This is a genomic window from Pseudomonas sp. GM84, from assembly GCF_000282535.1.
Classification (GTDB): domain Bacteria; phylum Pseudomonadota; class Gammaproteobacteria; order Pseudomonadales; family Pseudomonadaceae; genus Aquipseudomonas.
Window position 1 is genome coordinate 1 of sequence record NZ_AKJC01000076.1, and the last position, 17,987, is coordinate 17,987.

Below are 17,987 nucleotides of genomic sequence, written 5' to 3' on the forward strand. Positions count from 1 at the left end.
AAGCCGGCTCCCACAGGATCGGTGCAATGCTCAGGGGTGTGCTGTACCTGTGGGAGCCGGCTTGCCGGCGATGAGGCCGAAACGCTGTGATCGATTACATCTGACATGGCCTACGACTCCGCTCAGGGGGCGCGTCGCAGGCTGGCTCAGTCTGCGGGCGCCTTTATTCCCCAGTGAGCAGTTGATCGTCGTCAGGTCCGGGGGGCATGGCGCCATTACGGCGACGGTCGGCCAACACCCAGCTGCCATCGTACAACTGCAAGGGGAACGATTCGTTCCTGTTCTGGCGTCGTTCGACATACCCCTCGGCTGGATCGTCAGTGGCCCTGCGCCGGCGCTTGATGCCCACCAGGTCGAGGATTGCACGCGCCAGTTCCGCCAACGGGAACGGCTTGAACAGGACGTGAGTCACTCCCAGTTCGGCGGCCCGCTCACGGACCTCGACGGTCGGGTGGGCGGTGATCAGCACGAAATGGCACTGCCTGTTCTTGCGTACGGTCTCCAGGACCTGAAAACCCTCCATGTCGGGCAAGCGGTAATCCAGCACTATCACTTGCGGTGCCAGGCGTTCAGCCAGGTCAATTCCAGTGGCACCGTCGTGGGCAACATGTACATCCAGGCCTTGCGCCTGCAGATACGCCTGCAGGTTTTGCGCAAGGGTCTGTTCGTCATCGACTACCAATACTCTGTTCACCAAGGTCGACTCCCAAGTACTGCCCGGTTACCCGGTCTGCGAAGTGCGCCCTTGTACAGGCTTGAGCAGGCTTCGTGCCAGGCGTGAATAGTCATGTTGCACCACTGTAACCCATTGATTTGACTGGTATGCCCCAGTTTTCCCGCAACAGGCGAAGGCCCACTTCCCCACATCCGGGGAAGATGATGGCACTTTGCCAAGCCATTATTCCCCAGCTTTGGGGAAAGGCCGAGGGCGTTCTCAGTTGGCGATCTGCACTGTAGCGGATTCGCGCAAACGTTGGCGAACGGCCTGGCGGGACTGGGCCTGCAATTGCCCGACGAGTGCGTCCCTGGCCAGTGCCAGGCCCTGTTCTCGTATGACTGATGGAGTATCACTTTGGTTCTGCGTTCCTTGCAGTGTTTGTCGGTTGGCCTGGTAGAACGCTTCTACCTCGGCCGAGCTGGGTGCATCGACCACGCTGAGCTGGGCATAGGCCTGCTGCGCGGCCATCTCGTGGCGCATGTACTCAGCGTACCCTGCCCGATCGAAACCCGCATCCGCCAGCCGCTGCTCGAACAGTGCCGGGCTGCCGAAAGCCGCCTCCAGTGCGCCCACCTGCGCTGATACCTGTTCATCACTGACGATGATGCCGCGGCGCTGCGCCTCCTGCCACAGCAGTTCCTTGTCGATCAGCTCGTCCAGGGCCTGTTCGCGCAGGCGCTTGTACAGCGTCGGGTTGCGGATGCTGCTCAATGCACGGCCCTGGGCTTCGAGATACTCGCTGAAATAACGCTCCAGGCGCATGACCCCGATGTCCACGCCATTGACCCGCGCCGCAGGCACATCGGCCCAGCTCGCCTTGGCGACCATCAGCAACAGGCACAGCATCAGGATACGCATGGTGACCTCCGCTCAAAGGCTGTCCGGCACGGGCCGGTAGGGGGCGACGGATGTAAAACGTGGCCCGGGCAGGCCCACCGCGATCACGTGGGCGCCCGCCATGCCCTGGCGCCGGCCGGGGCCGAAGCCGAGCGCCGGGGTCAGGCCGGTGTCGATGTCGTGCAGGCCCTCCAGGGCGGCGACCAGGCGTTCGCGGCTGGCATCGCGACCGATCTGCTTCAGGCCTTCGGTCAGCAGGCGCAGGGCACACAGCGTGTTGACCTGCAGCGAAGCCTGGCGCGGGTCGAGACCCAGGCGCTGCTCCAGGCTGGACAGGGTCGCCAGGCCCTGCACGGTCCAGTCGCTCGGCACGTAGGGATAGGCCAGGAACACCCGCTGCGACCACTGCGCCGGTAGCCCTGCCACGGCATTGGCGACCTGGCTGGACGCCGCCAGCAGGTACGGCTCGCGCCCCGCCGCCTGCAACGCGGCGGCCAGTTCGGCGAAGGCCTGGGGGCGGCCCAGGAAGACGATGCCCTCGCCTTCCACTGCCTGGCCGTCGAACGCCTCGATCGGTGCGGGCGACCAGCCTTGCTCCTGCAGACGTTCGCGCACCTGTTCGGCCAGCGCCGCCTGATCGGCACCGGCGTAGACGACGCGCAGGCCATCGGGTGCCAGGCCCAGGCTGGCGCGGGCGTGGCTGGCGAGGCTGAGCAGTTGGCTGGCAACGCTTGGCATCGGATCGAAGATCTGCGTACTGCCGCCGCTGCGCGGGGTACTGCCAATCAACGGCACACGTTGCTGTTCGATTCGCGCAGACAGACTTTGATCGAGCATCGGTGCCAACGGGGTGACCAGGGCAAACACCCGCTCCTGGTCCAGCAAACGCTCCAGGGCGAGCTCGGCACTGGCCTGGTCGGGGCCCGGGTCGAGCACCACCAGTTGCAGGCGCCGGCCATGAATGCCGCCTTGCTGGTTGAGTCGCGCCACGCCGTCCTCCAGCACGGCACGAATCACGTGGCCGGCCTCGGCCAACGGCCCGCTGTCGGGGAGCAAGGTGCCCAGGCGCAGTTCGCCCTCCTCCACGCCCGGGTCGCGTTCTTCGCCCAGGCGCTTGAGGTAGGCGGTCAGGTTGCGCTGGTCGGCCAGGGTCAGGTCGAAACGCGGCATGGCCGGGTCCAGGCGGTTGCCGGCAGGGTCGACGCCCTGCTGGATCGCGCGGGCCAGGGTGGCGTCGGCGTAGGCCGGGTAGCTGCGGCTGTTGGCTTGCCTGTCGCCTTCGCCGAGGGCCAGGCGCTGCCAGTCAAGGCTGGGGGGCCGCACGCCGCCCTCGGCGCGGCCACGACCGTCGGTGCCGTGGCAGCTGGCGCAGGGCAGCACGCTGGCGGGGACGCTCATGCCGCTGGCACCGACCCGGGCCGTCAGCTGTGCGTCACTGCTCGATACGCCTTCGCGATAGAGGCGCTTGCCGGCTTCTTCCTGGGGGGTGAGGTCCAGGGCCAGGGCTTGGCCGGTGAGGCCGATGGCGATGAGCATGGCAAGGGCTTTTGTAGTGTTCATGCTGGCCTCTTCGCGGGGCAAGCCCGCTCCCACAGGCGATCCGACTCGTCCCGCGAACAGGCCGGTGGCCCTCATGATGCTCACCGACCAGCCAAAGGTTGGGCCAGCAGCTGCATGCGCTGGGCAATGGCCACAGGCGGCGCATCCGGGCGGATCTTGCTCCAGCGCTTGCCGGCCACGTCGCCGGCGATCAGCTGGGTCGAGTGCTGCTCGGGGCTGGGCAGGAACTGGCCGATGCGCCCCAGCACCAGGTCGACGTTGGCTTTGTCGCCGGTCAGGAACACCCAGTTGGCACTGTCCACGCCCTGCTTCTCGGCGAAGGCCTTGAGCGCCGCCGGGGTGTCGTTGAGCGGGTCGCTGCTGATCGAAACGAACGTCACCTGGCTGGCCAGCGCCGGCCCCATGGCGTCGCGCACTTCACGCAGCTTGCGGGTGATCAGCGGGCAGGCGTCGGTGCAATGGGTGAAGATCACGTTGATCATCACCACCTTGTCCTTGAGCACATCGCTGTAGAAGCGCACCTCGCGGCCGTTCTGGTCCTTGAGCACGGTGTCGGTGAACCAGGTCTGTGCATCGCGGGTGCCGCCGCCGCTGGTCATGGCCTGGGGTGCCGGCTGTGGGTCCGGCGCACTGGGTGCGTGGCCTTCGTGGGCCATGGCGACGGACGCCATGATCCACAGGCAACCGGTCAGCACCAGCCAGTCGAAGCTGCGCATGCCAGCAGAATGTGAGGTATGGCTGCTCATGGTTGCACCTCTTGTTGGTGTTCGGCGATGGCGGTGCTCTTGGCGTGCACCCGGCGGGCGCTGAGGCGGTTGACTTCCTCGACCAGCACGGCCGGGTCGGTGAAGCCGTAGTAGCGTGTCCAGTGACCGCTGCGCCCGTCACCGACGAGGATCAGCGGCGGGTGCTGGCTGAGGTCGGCGCTGAAGCTGCCCAGGCCCTTCAGGGTTTCGGTGATGGCATAGGGCGTACCGGTCAGCCAGCTCCAGCCCGGCCCATGCTGGAAGGACTTGGCGTACTGCTGCAGGCGTTTGGCGTCATCGCGCTGCGGGTCGACGCTGATCGACACCAGCTGGATCTCCTCGCCCACCCGACCACCCAGCTGCTGCTGGACCTTGCCCATGATCGACGACACCACCGGGCACACCGTGGTGCAGCTGGTGTAGATGAAGCCCATGACCACCAGGTGTTCACCCACCAGGTCTTTTTCCAGGCGTACCGGCATGCCGTCCTGGTTCAGCAGCGAGACATCGGCAAAGCGCACGCTGGCCTTTTCCTGATGGGCCGGCGCTGGCGGCTCGGCGGGCCCGCCATGGTCGTGGCCGGCATGGGCCAGGGCGAAGTTGCTGGCCAGGGCCAGGCTCAGCACCAGCAGCTTGCAAGAATGCTTGGCGTTCATCGCACATTCCTCACGTCGGTCTGGGAAGCGGTAGTCGCTGCGGCAGGGAGGATCCGCAGGCTGGTGTAGTTCTCTTCGGCGAACTTGCGCCCGAGCGAGGGCGACTGGACATGCAGGTACCAGGCGCCGGCTTCGGGCAGCATCAGCGCCGCCTGGTACACCCCCTCGCCGACCTCTTCGAGCTGCTGGTTGTGCGGCATCGACGACGGTGCGAGGAAGTAGCGCAGGGTCAGGTCGTTCAGGCCCTGGCGGGGTCGGCCATCGTCACCGACGATGCGCACCTTGGCAGTGAACGTGCTGTGCTGGGGCACCGGCTGGTCCAGGCCGATGAACTCGGCGTGCGCGCCTTTGCGTTTGCTGGCGTCGGGTGCCGACGCCACCTCGGTGCTGAAGCAGTGGATGATCTGTGGCTGGTTGAGCAGGAACGCCACGTCGAACTTGCCGGCCGCCGGCATTTTCACCGTCGAGCCATACACCCCCGGCGCCACCTCGCGCAGGCTGCGGTCGATGACCAGCGCCGCGCGGGCCTGGTGACCCCGGTTGTTGTAGCCGGACATCGGCGCGTTCATGCCTTCGGCATAGAAGTAGGTGGTGTTGTCCACCGGGTTGACCACGAACACCGAGTTGTCGTCGCGAGACACCGACAAGCCCTGGGCCAGCGGCAGGTCACCCGCCTGGCGCGGCGCAGCGGGACCCGCCTCGAAGCTCTGGATGATGGGCTGGCGCCCTTCGCCCAGGCTGCTCAGGTTGATCATGCTGACCTTCGAGGAGGCCAGGCCGCGCACGTAGGCATAGCCTTTGGTGAAGGTCAGCTGGTACGGCTCGGCGGCCACCGGAATACGGTGGATCAGCTGGTCGGTACTGGCATCGATCACCAACGCCTGGTTTTCCAGGGTATTGAGCACGATGCCGTAGCGGCCATCGCTGCTGAAGCGCATCGGGCCCAGGCCCTGCTCGGCCTTGACGGTATGGCGCAGCTGGTGGCTGCGGGCATCGTACACCCGCACCGTGCCCTCCTGGCCATCGGTGACGTACACCGCCTGGGACAGTGCCGAATACGCCACCGCCAGTGGATGCGGCCCCACCTCCAGGGTCTTGGCCAGACGCATCTCGGGGATGTCGATGATGCTCAGGGTGCCGCCGTCGCGGTTGCTGACGTAGGCCCAGCGCGAATCGCTGCTGAAGGCGATCTCGTGATGCCCGGAGCCGGTGGCGAAGCTTTTCAGCATGCTGCGGCTGGGCACATCGATCACCGTCACCCCGCCCCTGGCCGGGTCGTCGCTGTTGTTGCCGACCCACAGCCGGCGCTGGTCCGGTTGCAAGGCCACGCGCAGCGGTTGCTCGCCGGCATCCACGCTGGCCACGCGGGTGAAGGTTTCGGTGTCGATGAGCGCCACCTTGCCGCGCTCGGGGATCGACACGAACACCTGCTTGTCGTCGCTGGTGGCCGTCCAGTCCATGGGGCGCCCAGGCAGGTCGATACGCGCCATGGTGCTGGTCACCCCGCCGACCGACACGGTCGGGTCGATCACCGTCAGGCTGGCATCCTTGTTCAGCACCAGCAGGAAGTAGCTGTTGAGGTCCAGCAGCGGCCGGGCCCCGATGCTGCTTTTGAGGAACAGCGCAACGCGGGCCTTGCAGCTGTGCTCGCGGGTCACCTCCTGGGGCGCCGACAGCGCCGGATCGATCCATGCCCCCGGTGCCATGCCCGACAGGGGCTGGCCGCTGCTCTGGTCGGTGACCTTGAAGCGGATGTTGGCGAAGGTCCCTTCACGCAGTTCTTCACCCGCCAGCGGCCGCGCCTCGAACTCCACGATCACACCGTCCCGGCTGAGCCGGTGCAGGGCCTGCGGGTCGGCAGGTTCCTGCAGCAGCTCGCGGGGGTCGCACCAGAGCTTTTCGTAAGCCACGCCCAGGGTGATCAAGCCCACTCCCATTACCAAGCCAAGATACGCCGAGCGAAGTTTCTTATTGTTGGTACGCATGCGCTCTCTCCCTTACTGCGCTGGCGCCGTTGCCGGCGGCACGTCGTTGGTGACCCGCAAGATCCCCCACAGCCCCGAAAGGTTGCCGTAGGCAGCATAGTCCCGGAACAAGTAGTCTCCCGGCACGGCATTGGCGCCCCCGGCACTGGGCAGCATGAAGCTGAAGTGCGCCGCCGGCAGCACGCTCTCCTGGGCGCCGATGTACATGGCCATCGGGTTGTTGCCGAAGCGCACCGAGCCGATACCCGGCTGGTTCATCGGGTAGCCGTCGAGGTCGTTCTTCTCGGCCAGGAAGTTGTGCAGGGGCCACAGGTGACCATCGAGCTGATAGGTCATGCCACGGCTGCCGCCGCTGGGCATGACAATGTGGTTGCGCACCGGCTGGCCCGGTTTGGCGTACAGCACCGGGGTCACCGGGTCGCCACCGACCAAGGCGTTGGCGTAGGCCATGTGGGCGTTGGGCACGTCACCGAAGCCCAGGCCATCGGCCCGGCCGAACGGCGAGTCCGGCGCCATGCCGAAGCGCAGCCACAGCGGCTCGGTCTTGTAGTTGACGGCCATGTTGCCGTTGTCCTGCGGGTCGCCCGCCGCACCGTTGCCCTCGGTGTTGATGCCTTCCACCGGACGGCCATCGGCCCAGCGCATGTTCAGCGCCCGCTGCCAGACCGTGACGAAGTCGCGGTAATCCGGCTGGCCAGTGACCTTCACCGTGGCCTGGGCGCGGCTGGCCGCGTCCTCGGTCCAGGTGGCGGTTTGCGGCAGGATGCTCATGGCGCCGACCAGGCCTTTCTGCGGTTGCTTGATGAAGTCCGACGGGGTCAGGTTGAGGCCCCCGAACTCGATGGCCGTGGTGTTGATGTTGTCCACCGTGCGGCCCAGTTGCAGCGTCGGCTTGCCTTCACGTTCCAGGTGGCCGGCGTAGTACTGATACACCTTGCTCGGGTAGGCGCCGCTGTTGCCGGCCCGGGGCGGTACGGTCTGCACCGGGTTGAGGCCGATGTTGGCGCCGTCGGACTTGGTGATGTCGTAGGCCAGCAGTTGCGCGTGCAGGCCGACGTGGCTGGAGGGGCGCATGAGGTTGTTGGCAAAGGCGGTGGCGCCCTCGCTGTCGAACCGGTCACGCTTGACCACGTTGTGCATCACCGCCGTGGTCGGCAGGTCAGGCATGACCATCGGCAGGCGGTTTTCCAGGGTGATGCTGATGCAGTCGCCAGCGTTGGCACGCAGGATCAGCGGCTCCACAGGCACGCCGGGCTTGAGCTTGCCGGTGGTTGCATCGAGGTCGGCCTTGCGCACGTACAGCACGGCGGTCGGGTCGTGCAATGGCGCGCTGTGGCCACCGATGGTGAAGGTTTCGCCATCCTCGGGGTCGACACCGCTGACCTGCGGGATGCTGGTCTTGCGGTTGTTGAACACCAGGGTGCCGCCGTTGGCCTTGAGCGGGCCACCGACGTGCTGGCCGATGCCGGCCGCGTCGGTGATGCTGACCCCGTTGCGGTTTTCGAGGATGTCGTTGGCCAGCGCGGCGACGATTTCGTAGCTGCGTTTGACCGTGGTGCGAGAACCGATGCCATTGGGGTTGGCCGTGGTTTTCGGGCAGATGCCGTCGAAGTTCACGGTGTTGCGCATGGCCACCGGCTGCGGGTTGTTGGGCAGCGGGTAGAGGTCTGCGCGCTGCGCGGTGTAGTTGCGCATGACGCCCCAGATGCCGTTCCAGTAGCCTTCCAGGGCCGCGTCCAGCGAGTACAGGTAATCGCCGTTGGTGGCCGCGGAGCTGGAGATCATCGACACCGGCGCCATGAAGCCCAGCTGCTCGGAGATGCCGATCATCTGCGACGACTTCCAGCCCGAGTTGGAGCTGTTGCCGAAGCCGGTGCCGTTCTGCAGCCACTTCACGCCGTGCAGGGTGACGTTGTGCTCCTCTTCATGGCCACCGGCATGCATGCGCAGGCGCACGTTGTCGCCGGAGTAGGTGCGCAGCATCGGGGTGAACGGGTCACCCGGTTCGGCGCCGGCCTTGTTGATGTGCGGTGGGAACAGCGTGGTGCCACCGGTAGGGCCGACCGCCGAGGTGATCGCCGCTGGCGACAGGTTCATCGCCGGGATGGCACGGTCGGTGCGGGTCTGCAGGGCATAGCTGAGGTCGCCGCCGAGGCCGTCGGCCTGCATGCCGCGCTTGCCATCCGGGCCGACCTTGTTCGGGTCGAACACGCGCAGGGCCAGGGGCTCGTTGCGGTAGTTGACGACGAACATGCCAGGGTCATCCACCGAGATCGCCTGCGGGCACGGCCGGCTCGGGCAGCCCGGGTTGATGCCGCCGCGTTCCTCGACGATGGCTTCCAGCAGGTTCGAGGCCTTGCCCCGTACCGGCGGGTTGATGGCGTAGCGGAAGCTGTCGGCGGTGGCGGGGTACGACTGGCCGTCGGGCACGCCGTTGGGGCCGGCACCGACATACACACCGGCTTCATAGGCATGCTGGAAGTCGCTGTACTCCAGGAAGAACTCGCGGTAGCTGTCGTTCTTGCCGTCGCCGTCGTGGTCGCCGGTCTGGATCACCGCCTGCCACGAGGTCGGACCGCCATCCTGGCGGATGGCCGGGTTGTACAGCTGCTCGCCGGTTTCCGCGTGGTACCAGGTGGAACCGGCAGGCTCGGCCAGCACGGTGGCGTACAGGCCCAACTGCTGGTGGGTCGATGGGCCGAGGTGGTCGTGGGTGAAGATGGTGCCCAGGCCACGGTCGACGTTGAACACGTTGACCAGCGGGTCGGCGAACCACCGCTGCATGGCGGTGCGCGCACCGAGCCAGTCGGCCCGGCCGAAGCGGCCGAAGTACGGGTGTTGCTTGGCTTTCGGGCAAGCGGCGGTGCCGTCGCGGCTATCGCCTTCGCTGCAGCCGTTGAAGGCACGGATGGCCTGTATACGCTCGACCACGCTGCCGGGCGAGAGGATGCCGTCTTCGTAGTTCCAGCCGTTGGCCGAGCCGTCGGCAGCGGTCAGGTCCCACTTGGGCAGGTGGATGTGCTGGCCGATCACGTCGGTCGGGGTACGCACCTGGTAGTCGTCCATTTCGTAGTACGACGGGATCAGGTTGGTGTGCTGGTACATGGTGCAATCGAAGGTGTTCATGCGCATCACCAGCGGCTCTGGTGGGCGCTGTTTGGTGATGACCGGCCAGGCGTCCTCCCACAGGGCGATGATGCGCGCTTGCGGGAAGTGGTAGCCGACCTTGTTGTACACCGCGTCGAACTGGATGTTGGCGCCCTTGTAGATACGTGGGCGGTCGGCGGTGAAGGTCGAAGCGCCGCGGAAGTTCATGCCCGTCAGGCTTTCGCCACTGAAGAACTCGCCCACCCCCGAATTCTGGGTCAGGCGTTTGCCGCGGTCATCCATGCAGGGCTCGTAGAACGGTGCGCCGGCTGTCGGCAGCGCGCCGTTGGTACGGAACGCCTTGGGGACAGGCTGGCTGCCCGGCACCAGCGCGTAGCTGGGGTGCTCGGCCTTGGCGTGGAACTGCATGGCGGCCTGCTCGACATCGGTGCCTTCTTCCGGCAAGTAGATCGGTTTGGCCTTGTGCACCACCTTGGAGAAGTCCAGCTTGGTGGTGGTGGTTTCGGCTTCACCGCCTGCGGACACACCGTCCAGGGCGTGGCGGCCGAGGCCACCGTCCCAACCATCGACCTGGTTGGCGTCGAGGTTGGCCCACAGTGCCTTGCCGCTGTCCTTCAGTTGCCGGGCCAGGGCCGGGTCGAGCATGTCCAGTGGCGGGGTTGGCGGGCGGTTGCCGACGCTGCTTTCCATGCCGCCGATCCAGAAGGGGTAGCCAGGGTTCTTCAGGGTGCCGTCGGCGTTGCGGTTGGTCTCGCTGCGGTCGACCAGCGCCAGGGAGCCAACGGCCTTGGGCGCGGCGGGTTCATGGTCGTGGTCGTCGTCCCCCTCCTCTTCGTCGTCATCGTCCTCTTCGTGGCTTGCGACCAAGGTTTCCGACAGCTTCGGTACCACCACCACTTTGCCTGGCATCGGCGCCATGGCCTTGCCAGGCAATGGCACGATGGCCGGGATCGGCGTACCGGCCACGATCTCGCCGTCCGGCAGCGCCCGTGCACCTACCGCCGGCTTGCCGCTGCGCAGGGCGAACGGTGTGCTGTGGAAGCCGTTGCTGGCCTGCCCGCTGACCTCCAGGCGAGTGCCCTCCTCGAACACGTCGTGCACCCGCCACATGGCCCACATGCCCTGGGCGAAGTGCGGGTAGAAGTGGCAGTGGTAGATGGCGTCGCCGGCCACGCGGTTGCGGTTGCCGGAACCGCCGTTGGCGATTTCGTAGGTATAGCCGACGCCCGCGCCGATGCCCTGGGCATCGATGTAGTCGGAGTTGTCGTCATTGGGGTTGAACAGCCACTGGTGCCCGTGCAGGTGGAAGATGTGCTGCTCGTGGCCGTTGTGGGTGTTGCGGAACTTGGTGAAGTCGCCAATGTAGCTGTGGTGCACGTTGGCAGGTTCGGCCGGGAACAGGGCCATGCTGGCCTTGACCCCGGTGGCGCTGGCCGGCGGCACTTCGCCCGGGCGGATATGCTCGAGGCCGACGTTGGCCGGCACATCGACCAGGGTGCCGACATCGCCCACGGTATGGGCGCTGAGGAAGAACTCTTCGTAGGCGCACGACAGGCAGTCGTGCATCGGCCCTACTCCCAGCCGGTTGGCCACCACCTCGGCGCCCATGCCGCCGGAGCCGTAGTTGATCATGAACGAGTCGCGGGTCGGTTCCAGCACATGCCCCATTACCGGGTCTGCCCAGTAGCCAGGGAAGGCCTGGGTGCCGGCGACTTCATCGGCGAACTGCGAGGCAAAGTCACGGAACGCTTCCAGCCGATTGGGCATCGCCGGGTTGCGCTTGCCGATGCTTTCCAGTGGGTAGGTGGACTTGGGGAAGCTGCCATCGGGGTTGGGGCCCATGACCACGGCATCGGTTTCGCTGTTGAGGATCTGGTTGCCATCGACCATGGCGATGATCGGCTTGCCGGCCTTGCCCTCGCTGATCCAGGGTTCGGTCTGCGGGTAGCGCGCCTCGTAGTCGATCACCGGTTGGCCGGTGGGGGTGCGGCCGGTGGTGGCCAGGCGCATCTCTTCTTCGGTCAAGGTATTGCGGTAGGTACGCCCACCTTTGGGAACCACCACCACCTGGCCGAACAGGCCGTTGGACACGTTGCCGGCGGTGCCTTCGCCGCCGAAGGTGGCGGCCTTGCTGGTGGCGGCGAACGCCCCTTCGCGTTCGGCATAGAGGGTATAGCTGCGGGTGCTGCCGGGGCTGACCAGGAAGTTGCCGTTGCGCCCGGTGTTGGCAGAGATGTCGGCGATGCTGTTGACCGCCTGCATGCCGTTGACCTGGAAGCCCACTAGGCGCTCGGCCACCTGCTCGTCGGCGACGAGGCCTTCACCGGCTTCGTTCTCGATCTCGGTTACCGGCCCTTCTTCGCCTTCTTCGCCTTCTTCGCCTTCTTCGCCCTCTTCGCCTTCGGGCGCTTCGGCGTCGATGCCATGCTTGTTGGGGTTGGCCTTGTAGTCGAGCAGGTTGGTCAGGTTGACCGTCAGGCAGTCCCCGGCGGCCACACGCAGCACGATCGGGCGCGGGCGCTTGTCGGGGCGCAGGGTGACCTTGCCGGGCACCGCGGCACCGCCTTTGCTGAGCGGTACCTGGTTCTCGTCCACCACGTCCTCGCGCAGGGCGAACATCATACCGTTGGCGTTCTGCGCGCCAAGGCGGTTGAACATCAGTGGCTGGTCCAGGGCCACCACATTGGCCACCAGGGTGCGCTGGCATTGCACAGCCGCCTCGCTGGTCGCTTGCCAGCCGAGTAAGGCCAGCACGAGTGATGTCAGGACGGGGCCTTTGTTCGGGGTCGACATTACTGCACCTCCGGGACACAGGGACTGTGGAGAGAGGTCAGCAAGGTGTATGCCAAAGGGCAATAACGTTATTTTTCAGTCGGTTGAACGACGAAGCAGAGGAAACTGGGGAGGATTCCCCCAGGAAATTCCCCGAATAAGGGGACGATTTTCATTGTCATTTGGGATCCAGAAAAATTCTGCTTGAATCGGCTTGAACATCCATCGGTAAAAGCCCTCAAACAGGAGATACCGCCACGCTTGCCAGGAGCCTGTCGATGCCCATTCAGCTTCCAGCCTCAAGAGCCCCGCAGCCATGAAAATGCCCGGCCGCGCCCCCAACACCCCTGTGCAGCTCGATTATGTGCGCGACACGCTGTTCGGCCCGGTGGCCCAGAGCGTGGAATGCCAATGCCAGCTCGCCGCCCTCAGCCTGCAGGGGCGCCCCGCCCTGCGCCTGCACATCTGCCCGCCGCTGCCGGACAAGGTCGAACGCGCCCATAGCGTGGCCTTCATCTGGGATGGCCGCAGCTACCATGGCGTGGTGCGTGACCAGGGCAAATGCGGCGATGGCGGCCTCAACCTGCTGGTCGAGTTGCAGTAGCCGATCAACGGCGGCGAACCGGGGTGAACCTGGCGCAAGCGGCGTACCTCCATAACTAGAGGCCTCTGCCTTCAGGAGAACGCCATGAACAGTCCGTTGCTCAAGCTCTTCACCCACCCTTCCGATGCCTGGATAGAGATTCGCCGCGCCGAAGAGGACCACCCGCAGCAATACCTGCCGCGCTTGCTGGTGCTGGCGCTGATCCCGGCACTGTGCCTGTTCGTCGGCACCACGACCTTTGGCTGGAGCCTGGCCGGCGATGAGCGCGTGCGCCTGAGCATGGGCAGCGCAGCACAGCTGAGCGGGCTGTTGTATGCCACCACGGTAGTCGGAGTGATGCTGATGGGGGTGATGATTCGCTGGATGTCGCGCGGCTTCGATGCACAACCCAGCCTCAACCAATGCATTGGCTTCGCCGCCTATTGCGCCACGCCGTGGTTCTTCGCGGGGGTGATCGGCCTGGTGCCGATTCGCTGGTTGGCCTTGATCGTACTGGTGGCAGCGTCGGCCTATGCCACTGTGCTGCTCTATGGCGGGTTGCAGACCTTCATGCGCCTGCGCAAGGAACAGGCGATGCTGTTCTCGACTTGCGTGTGGGGTGTGGGGCTGTTGCTGCTGGTGACCATCCTGGTGTCGATGATCCTGTTCTGGACCCACGGGCTGATGCCCGAATACGTGCGTCCGGCCAGCCTCGGCTGACCGGCGCGCACCGCGTCGCTCAGGCCATGGCCCTGAGCGACGTCGGGTGACTGGAACGCAGTGCGTGCAGTTGCCCGACCAGGTTCACGACATCGCGGCAACTGTTGAGGTTCTGCAACGACACCCCGGTGAGTACAACGCCCTCCTCCAGGTTTTGCCCCTGGCCCAGCCGGATGGTCAGGCTGACGCCATCCGTGCAGCTCACTTCACAGCGATCAGGCAGGCAGGCTTGCTCGATCAATTGCCGCATTTCGAGCATCGAAACTCCTATCAACGACATGGTACGACCCTCTCTGTACTGGATGGCCTGTTGTATGTGGTTACGCCCTTGGCAGGCAGGGTGCCAATTGATAATGCGCATGCCCAAGCGGCCGTCCATGCGCCGGGGCAATCGTAGTGCGGGAGATCATCTAGCACCTTAGTGGAAGAACCCTGGCTGGCCATGACCGTTCGATCGAATGATGGCACTTGCAGACAGACGGTCGGCAATGCGCCATCTGTCGTGCGTTGGGCTGTCCGGATCAAACTTTTTCAGCGTTTCGAGGCTCCCACTTTTCAAGCCGGAGCACTTATCGCACCTGACCTTCCACCGTTGCGCAGGACTTCGAATACCCGATGATCGACGCCAAACTCTACGTGATCGACTATCAGCTGCATGGCAAGCCCAAGTCATTCATCATCCGTGCCGACCGTATGGATAACGCCGAAGCGTGGCACTGGGCCAGCTGTGATGCCGGCCTGGGCCGTATCGGTCGCTATAGCCACGAGAAAGTCCGCAAGGTGAGCAAGCCGTTGGCCGAGCGCTTCGGCATCAGCGAGGTGAGTTGGCGGCAGTCGGGCTGAGGTCGGCGAGCGAAGCCCACAAGTGCTGTGCGGCATAGGCCCGCCAAGGTCGCCAGGCCAGGGCACGTTCGCCCAGGTGCGCGTCGGGCCCCTCCTGCAGACGCAGCGCCTTGACCAGGGCCACATCCCCCAAAGGCAATGCGTCTTGCGCGCCGATCTGGCGCAGGGCCAGGTAGTGGGCACTCCAGGGGCCGATGCCTTTGAGTCGGCAGAGGTTGGTCAGCACGGTTTCAAGGGGCTGGTCGGGGTGCAACAGGTCAGGTTGCTCCAACAAGGCGCGGGCTATGTTGCCGAGCGTCATGGCGCGTGAACGGGGCATGCCGAGGTTTTCCAGTGGCGCGGCGGCAATCACCTCAAGCGTGGGAAAAACATGGGTCAGGCCGCTGGCCTGCAGCCGCAGAGGCTGGCCGTGGCGCGCCACCAGGCGCCCGGCCAGGGTCATGGCGCCCGCCACGCTGATCTGCTGGCCCAGCACGGTACGCATGGCTTGTTCGCCAGCGTCCCATCCCTTGGGCACACGCAGGCCGGGGCGTGCGGCAAGCAACCTGGCCATCAGCGGGTCTGCCGCCAAGCCTTGGGCAATATGCGCAGGGTTGCTGTCCAGGTCGAACACGCGGCGGATGCGCGCGATCAGTGCCGGTATAGCGGCACTGGATACACCGGTCAGCCGTACATATAAACGGTGACCCCGCGCGGGCCTGGCCTCCAGCAAGGCATGCCGTCCGGCGACCACCAGGGTGCGCCGGTACACGCCTTCGCTGAAGGTTTCGATACCAGGGATACAGCGGGCGGCCAGAAAGGCCAGGGTCGAAGGCCAATGGTACGGCGCACGGTAACGCAGCCACAGGGTGTGCTGGTTATGCCTGGAGGTACGCCGTACAGCGAGCAAGGGGTTCATCGGGCAATCATGCCATCTGCCCAAATCGCCCTCCATGGAAATCATCGAACGCTTCGGCGATTTCTTCCTGACTGTTCATCACGAAAGGGCCATAGCCGACGATAGGCTCATCGATGGGCTCGCCACTGAGCAGCAGCACGCAAGCGTCCTCCAGCACCTCCAGCGCCACCCCCTCGCCTGCCCGTTCCAGCAGCACCAGGCTCGCAGGACCTGCGTCGCGTTCGCCGTTGACCCGCAGCTTGCCGCGCAGCACCACCAGCGCGGCATTGCGGCCTGCGGCAACAGGTAGCTGCACGCTGGCACCGGCCGTCAGGCGCATGTCCCAGACATCCATGGCGGTGAAGGTGCGCGCCGGCCCTGGCTGCCCGCCATAGCTGCCCGCGATGACCCGCAGGGTGCCTGCGTTGCTTTCCAGCGAGACGACCGGAATGTCCTCGGCCAGCAGCGTCTGGTAGCCCGCCGCCGCACGCTTGTCGCGTGCCGGCAGGTTGACCCACAACTGCACCATTTCCAGCGTGCCGCCACTGCGGGCGAACGCCGGCGCATGAAACTCTTCATGGAGGATGCCGTTGGCGGCGGTCATCCATTGCACATCGCCGGGGCCGATCAGGCCACCCGCGCCGGTCGAGTCACGGTGCTCCAGTTCGCCCTGGTAGACGATGGTCACCGTCTCGAAGCCGCGGTGCGGGTGCTGGCCGACGCCGCGCCGGGCATGGGTGGGCGTGAAGTCGTGCGGGCCGGCGTAGTCCAGCAGCAGGAACGGGCTGATCTGGCTGGCCAGGTTGTCGTAGGTGAACAGGCTGCGCACCGGGAAGCCGTCGCCTACCCAATGGGCATTCGGGCTGTGGTGGATACCCAGGATCTTTTTCATGAGAAGTCTCCTCTCTTGGCTGGGTTCACCTTACCAGTGCGCACAATCAGTCAGTAGCCGGCCTAAATGGCACTGATCGTTCCACCAGTGGAACAGTTGCTCAGCTTTGCAGGAAATCGACCACCTGTTCTGCCGCCATGGTCGGGTCTTCCTGCATGAAACAGTGCCCACCGGCCACCTCGCGGGCCGTCACCCGTGGGTTCAGGCGCCCCAGCCGTTGCACCGAGTGCGGCACGAAGGGGTAGGTCTGCTGGCCATAGAGCACCAGGGTCGGCGCCTGGATGGCCGCCAACTGCGACCACATGCGCGTCGGGAACGAACTGAAGATATCCACCTCGCGGCTGGGCCGGCACTTGAGCACCACGCCTTCGCCACAATCGCCCAGCGCGTGTTCGACGTAAGCGCGCAACGCCGCGTCGTTCCAGCCCTTGAAGATCCCTCGCCCCTGCAACGAAGCCAGCGCCGCTTCGCGGTCCGGCCAATGGCTGCGACGGCTGGCGGCCTTGCGCGCCAACGCATGGCGACGGTGCAGGCCCAGCCGTGCAGCAATCCCCATGGCACCGATCATGCGCCGGCTGAAGAGCACCGGGTCGAGCAGCACGGCGCGTTCGAACGCGCCCGGGGCGCTGGCCAGGATCAGCCCGGTGAGCACGCCACCAAAGCTGTGCCCCGCCGCATAACGCGGCACTTCACCGTACTCGCCCTGCCCGCTTTCGAACGCTTCCAGGGCCAATTCAGCGGTGCGGTTCCAGCCACGAAACGCATCACCGTGGTCGCTGTCGCCATGACCCTGGACATCGCACAGCCACAGGTCGAAATGCTCGGCCAGGTTCATCAGCAGGGGCTGGTAGGCCAGGCAGCAGAAGCCGTTGCCGTGCAGAAAATGCAGCAACGGCTTGCCGCTGGCCGGCGAGCGCCAGCCACGCAGGGTGAAGCCTTCGGAGCATTCGTGGGACCAGGGAATCAATTGCATCGGATTACTGTACTCGGCGGTCTGTCAAGACGCCGATTCTACAAACAGCAGCGGATAAAGCGAAATCACCAGCAACAGGGCCATCAAGACATTGAACAGCATCAGCCAGCGCGGGTTCTGAAGCAGCCTGCGCAGGGCACTGCCGAACATGACCCAGACGCCGACGCTGGGCAGGTTGACCAGGGCGAACAGCGCGGCAATGACGATCACGTTCATCACGTAACCCTGGGCCGGGGTGTAGGTGGTGATGGCGCCCACGGCCATGACCCAGGCCTTCGGGTTGACCCACTGGAAGGCTGCCGCGCCCCAGAAGCTCAAAGGCTTGCGGGCATTGGGCGAGTCGGCGCCGAGCGGCCCGGAGGTGGCGATCTTCCAGGCCAGGTAAAGCAGGTAGGCGGCGCCGACGTAGCGCAGCACGGTGTAGAGCACCGGCCAGGCCTTGAACACCTCGCCCAGGCCCAGGCCGACCGCCAGCACCATGACCATGAAGCCGAGACTGATACCCAGGGCATGCGGGATCGAGCGGCGCACGCCGAAATTCACGCCCGACGCCAGCAGCATGGTGTTGTTCGGCCCGGGGGTGATCGAGGACACGAAGGCAAACAGCACGAAGGCTGTGAGCAGATCGGCAGAGGCAAGCATGGCAGGCATTCCAGTATCGTTATATGTGCTGTCACACTAACGGAGTCGCCCTGCCCTGCGACCGGTACAGTTACG

General features: G+C 65.6%; 15 protein-coding genes. 3 read left to right on the forward strand and 12 right to left on the reverse strand.

Going from position 1 to position 17,987, the window contains the following annotated elements; genetic code table 11:
• Positions 1–163: 163 nt before the first annotated feature.
• The 7 genes from PMI38_RS04955 to mnxG form a co-directional block, all read right to left on the reverse strand.
• Entirely contained in the window at positions 164–697 is a 534-nt protein-coding gene (locus tag PMI38_RS04955) for a response regulator (protein WP_043273061.1), read from the reverse strand.
• Positions 698–934: 237 nt separating this feature from the next.
• Complete coding sequence (locus PMI38_RS04960; RefSeq protein WP_008091386.1) at positions 935–1,576, reverse strand: SurA N-terminal domain-containing protein; 642 nt, start codon at positions 1,574–1,576, stop codon at positions 935–937.
• 12 nt (positions 1,577–1,588) lie between these two features.
• Entirely contained in the window at positions 1,589–3,115 is a 1,527-nt protein-coding gene (locus PMI38_RS04965) for a cytochrome c/ABC transporter substrate-binding protein (RefSeq protein WP_008091387.1), read from the reverse strand.
• 80 nt (positions 3,116–3,195) lie between these two features.
• A complete protein-coding gene (locus PMI38_RS04970; RefSeq protein WP_008091388.1) occupies positions 3,196–3,861 on the reverse strand; it encodes an SCO family protein in 666 nt (221 codons plus the stop codon).
• Positions 3,858–4,517, reverse strand: coding sequence for an SCO family protein (locus PMI38_RS04975; RefSeq protein ID WP_008091390.1), 660 nt, complete (start codon positions 4,515–4,517; stop codon positions 3,858–3,860). The genes PMI38_RS04970 and PMI38_RS04975 overlap by 4 nt, the downstream gene beginning before the upstream one ends.
• Positions 4,514–6,502, reverse strand: a complete 1,989-nt coding sequence (locus tag PMI38_RS04980; RefSeq protein WP_008091391.1) for a cytochrome D1 domain-containing protein — start codon at positions 6,500–6,502, stop codon at positions 4,514–4,516. The genes PMI38_RS04975 and PMI38_RS04980 overlap by 4 nt, the downstream gene beginning before the upstream one ends.
• Before the next feature lie 12 nt (positions 6,503–6,514).
• The gene (gene mnxG, locus PMI38_RS04985) at positions 6,515–12,403 is read right to left on the reverse strand and encodes a manganese-oxidizing multicopper oxidase MnxG (RefSeq protein ID WP_008091392.1); all 5,889 of its coding nucleotides are present in this window, start codon (positions 12,401–12,403) and stop codon (positions 6,515–6,517) included.
• A 295-nt stretch (positions 12,404–12,698) separates the two neighbouring features.
• Between mnxG and PMI38_RS04990 the strand changes: the two genes are divergently transcribed.
• Together PMI38_RS04990 and PMI38_RS04995 are read left to right on the forward strand one after the other, a co-directional pair.
• Entirely contained in the window at positions 12,699–12,986 is a 288-nt protein-coding gene (locus PMI38_RS04990) for a hypothetical protein (RefSeq protein ID WP_008091393.1), read from the forward strand.
• Positions 12,987–13,070: 84 nt separating this feature from the next.
• Positions 13,071–13,685, forward strand: coding sequence for a Yip1 family protein (locus tag PMI38_RS04995; protein ID WP_008091394.1), 615 nt, complete (start codon positions 13,071–13,073; stop codon positions 13,683–13,685).
• Positions 13,686–13,704: 19 nt separating this feature from the next.
• Here the strand turns inward: PMI38_RS04995 and PMI38_RS05000 are convergent, their stop codons facing one another.
• On the reverse strand, positions 13,705–13,965 hold the full coding sequence (locus PMI38_RS05000; RefSeq protein WP_043273069.1) for a DUF1652 domain-containing protein: 261 nt from the start codon (positions 13,963–13,965) through the stop codon (positions 13,705–13,707).
• 335 nt (positions 13,966–14,300) lie between these two features.
• Between PMI38_RS05000 and PMI38_RS05005 the strand changes: the two genes are divergently transcribed.
• Positions 14,301–14,528, forward strand: coding sequence for a DUF6555 family protein (locus PMI38_RS05005; protein WP_008091396.1), 228 nt, complete (start codon positions 14,301–14,303; stop codon positions 14,526–14,528).
• Here the strand turns inward: PMI38_RS05005 and PMI38_RS05010 are convergent.
• The 4 genes from PMI38_RS05010 to PMI38_RS05025 all read right to left on the reverse strand — a co-directional run bounded on the left by PMI38_RS05010 (position 14,497) and on the right by PMI38_RS05025 (position 17,921).
• Entirely contained in the window at positions 14,497–15,426 is a 930-nt protein-coding gene (locus tag PMI38_RS05010) for a DNA-3-methyladenine glycosylase family protein (RefSeq protein WP_238540167.1), read from the reverse strand. The genes PMI38_RS05005 and PMI38_RS05010 overlap by 32 nt on opposite strands.
• Before the next feature lie 7 nt (positions 15,427–15,433).
• Positions 15,434–16,297 carry a pirin family protein gene (locus tag PMI38_RS05015; RefSeq protein ID WP_008091398.1) on the reverse strand — a complete coding sequence of 288 codons (864 nt, stop codon included), beginning with the start codon at positions 16,295–16,297 and terminating at the stop codon, positions 15,434–15,436.
• Positions 16,298–16,397: 100 nt separating this feature from the next.
• On the reverse strand, positions 16,398–17,270 hold the full coding sequence (locus tag PMI38_RS05020; RefSeq protein WP_008091400.1) for an alpha/beta fold hydrolase: 873 nt from the start codon (positions 17,268–17,270) through the stop codon (positions 16,398–16,400).
• A gap of 24 nt (positions 17,271–17,294) precedes the next feature.
• Complete coding sequence (locus PMI38_RS05025) at positions 17,295–17,921, reverse strand: LysE family translocator (protein ID WP_043273064.1); 627 nt, start codon at positions 17,919–17,921, stop codon at positions 17,295–17,297.
• Positions 17,922–17,987 lie beyond the last annotated feature (66 nt).

What these genes read in the sequence shown, in the direction of transcription:
- PMI38_RS04965 (WP_008091387.1), bottom strand. Translation starts at nt 3,115, where the DNA reads ATGAACACTACAAAAGCCCTTGCCATGCTCATCGCCATCGGCCTCACC.
- PMI38_RS04995 (WP_008091394.1), top strand. Translation starts at nt 13,071, where the DNA reads ATGAACAGTCCGTTGCTCAAGCTCTTCACCCACCCTTCCGATGCCTGG.
- PMI38_RS05020 (WP_008091400.1), bottom strand. Translation starts at nt 17,270, where the DNA reads ATGCAATTGATTCCCTGGTCCCACGAATGCTCCGAAGGCTTCACCCTG.
- PMI38_RS04990 (WP_008091393.1), top strand. Translation starts at nt 12,699, where the DNA reads ATGAAAATGCCCGGCCGCGCCCCCAACACCCCTGTGCAGCTCGATTAT.
- mnxG (WP_008091392.1), bottom strand. Translation starts at nt 12,403, where the DNA reads ATGTCGACCCCGAACAAAGGCCCCGTCCTGACATCACTCGTGCTGGCC.
- PMI38_RS05010 (WP_238540167.1), bottom strand. Translation starts at nt 15,426, where the DNA reads ATGAACCCCTTGCTCGCTGTACGGCGTACCTCCAGGCATAACCAGCAC.
- PMI38_RS04970 (WP_008091388.1), bottom strand. Translation starts at nt 3,861, where the DNA reads ATGAGCAGCCATACCTCACATTCTGCTGGCATGCGCAGCTTCGACTGG.
- PMI38_RS05025 (WP_043273064.1), bottom strand. Translation starts at nt 17,921, where the DNA reads ATGCCTGCCATGCTTGCCTCTGCCGATCTGCTCACAGCCTTCGTGCTG.
- PMI38_RS04975 (WP_008091390.1), bottom strand. Translation starts at nt 4,517, where the DNA reads ATGAACGCCAAGCATTCTTGCAAGCTGCTGGTGCTGAGCCTGGCCCTG.
- PMI38_RS04980 (WP_008091391.1), bottom strand. Translation starts at nt 6,502, where the DNA reads ATGCGTACCAACAATAAGAAACTTCGCTCGGCGTATCTTGGCTTGGTA.
- PMI38_RS05000 (WP_043273069.1), bottom strand. Translation starts at nt 13,965, where the DNA reads ATGTCGTTGATAGGAGTTTCGATGCTCGAAATGCGGCAATTGATCGAG.
- PMI38_RS05005 (WP_008091396.1), top strand. Translation starts at nt 14,301, where the DNA reads ATGATCGACGCCAAACTCTACGTGATCGACTATCAGCTGCATGGCAAG.
- PMI38_RS04960 (WP_008091386.1), bottom strand. Translation starts at nt 1,576, where the DNA reads ATGCGTATCCTGATGCTGTGCCTGTTGCTGATGGTCGCCAAGGCGAGC.
- PMI38_RS05015 (WP_008091398.1), bottom strand. Translation starts at nt 16,297, where the DNA reads ATGAAAAAGATCCTGGGTATCCACCACAGCCCGAATGCCCATTGGGTA.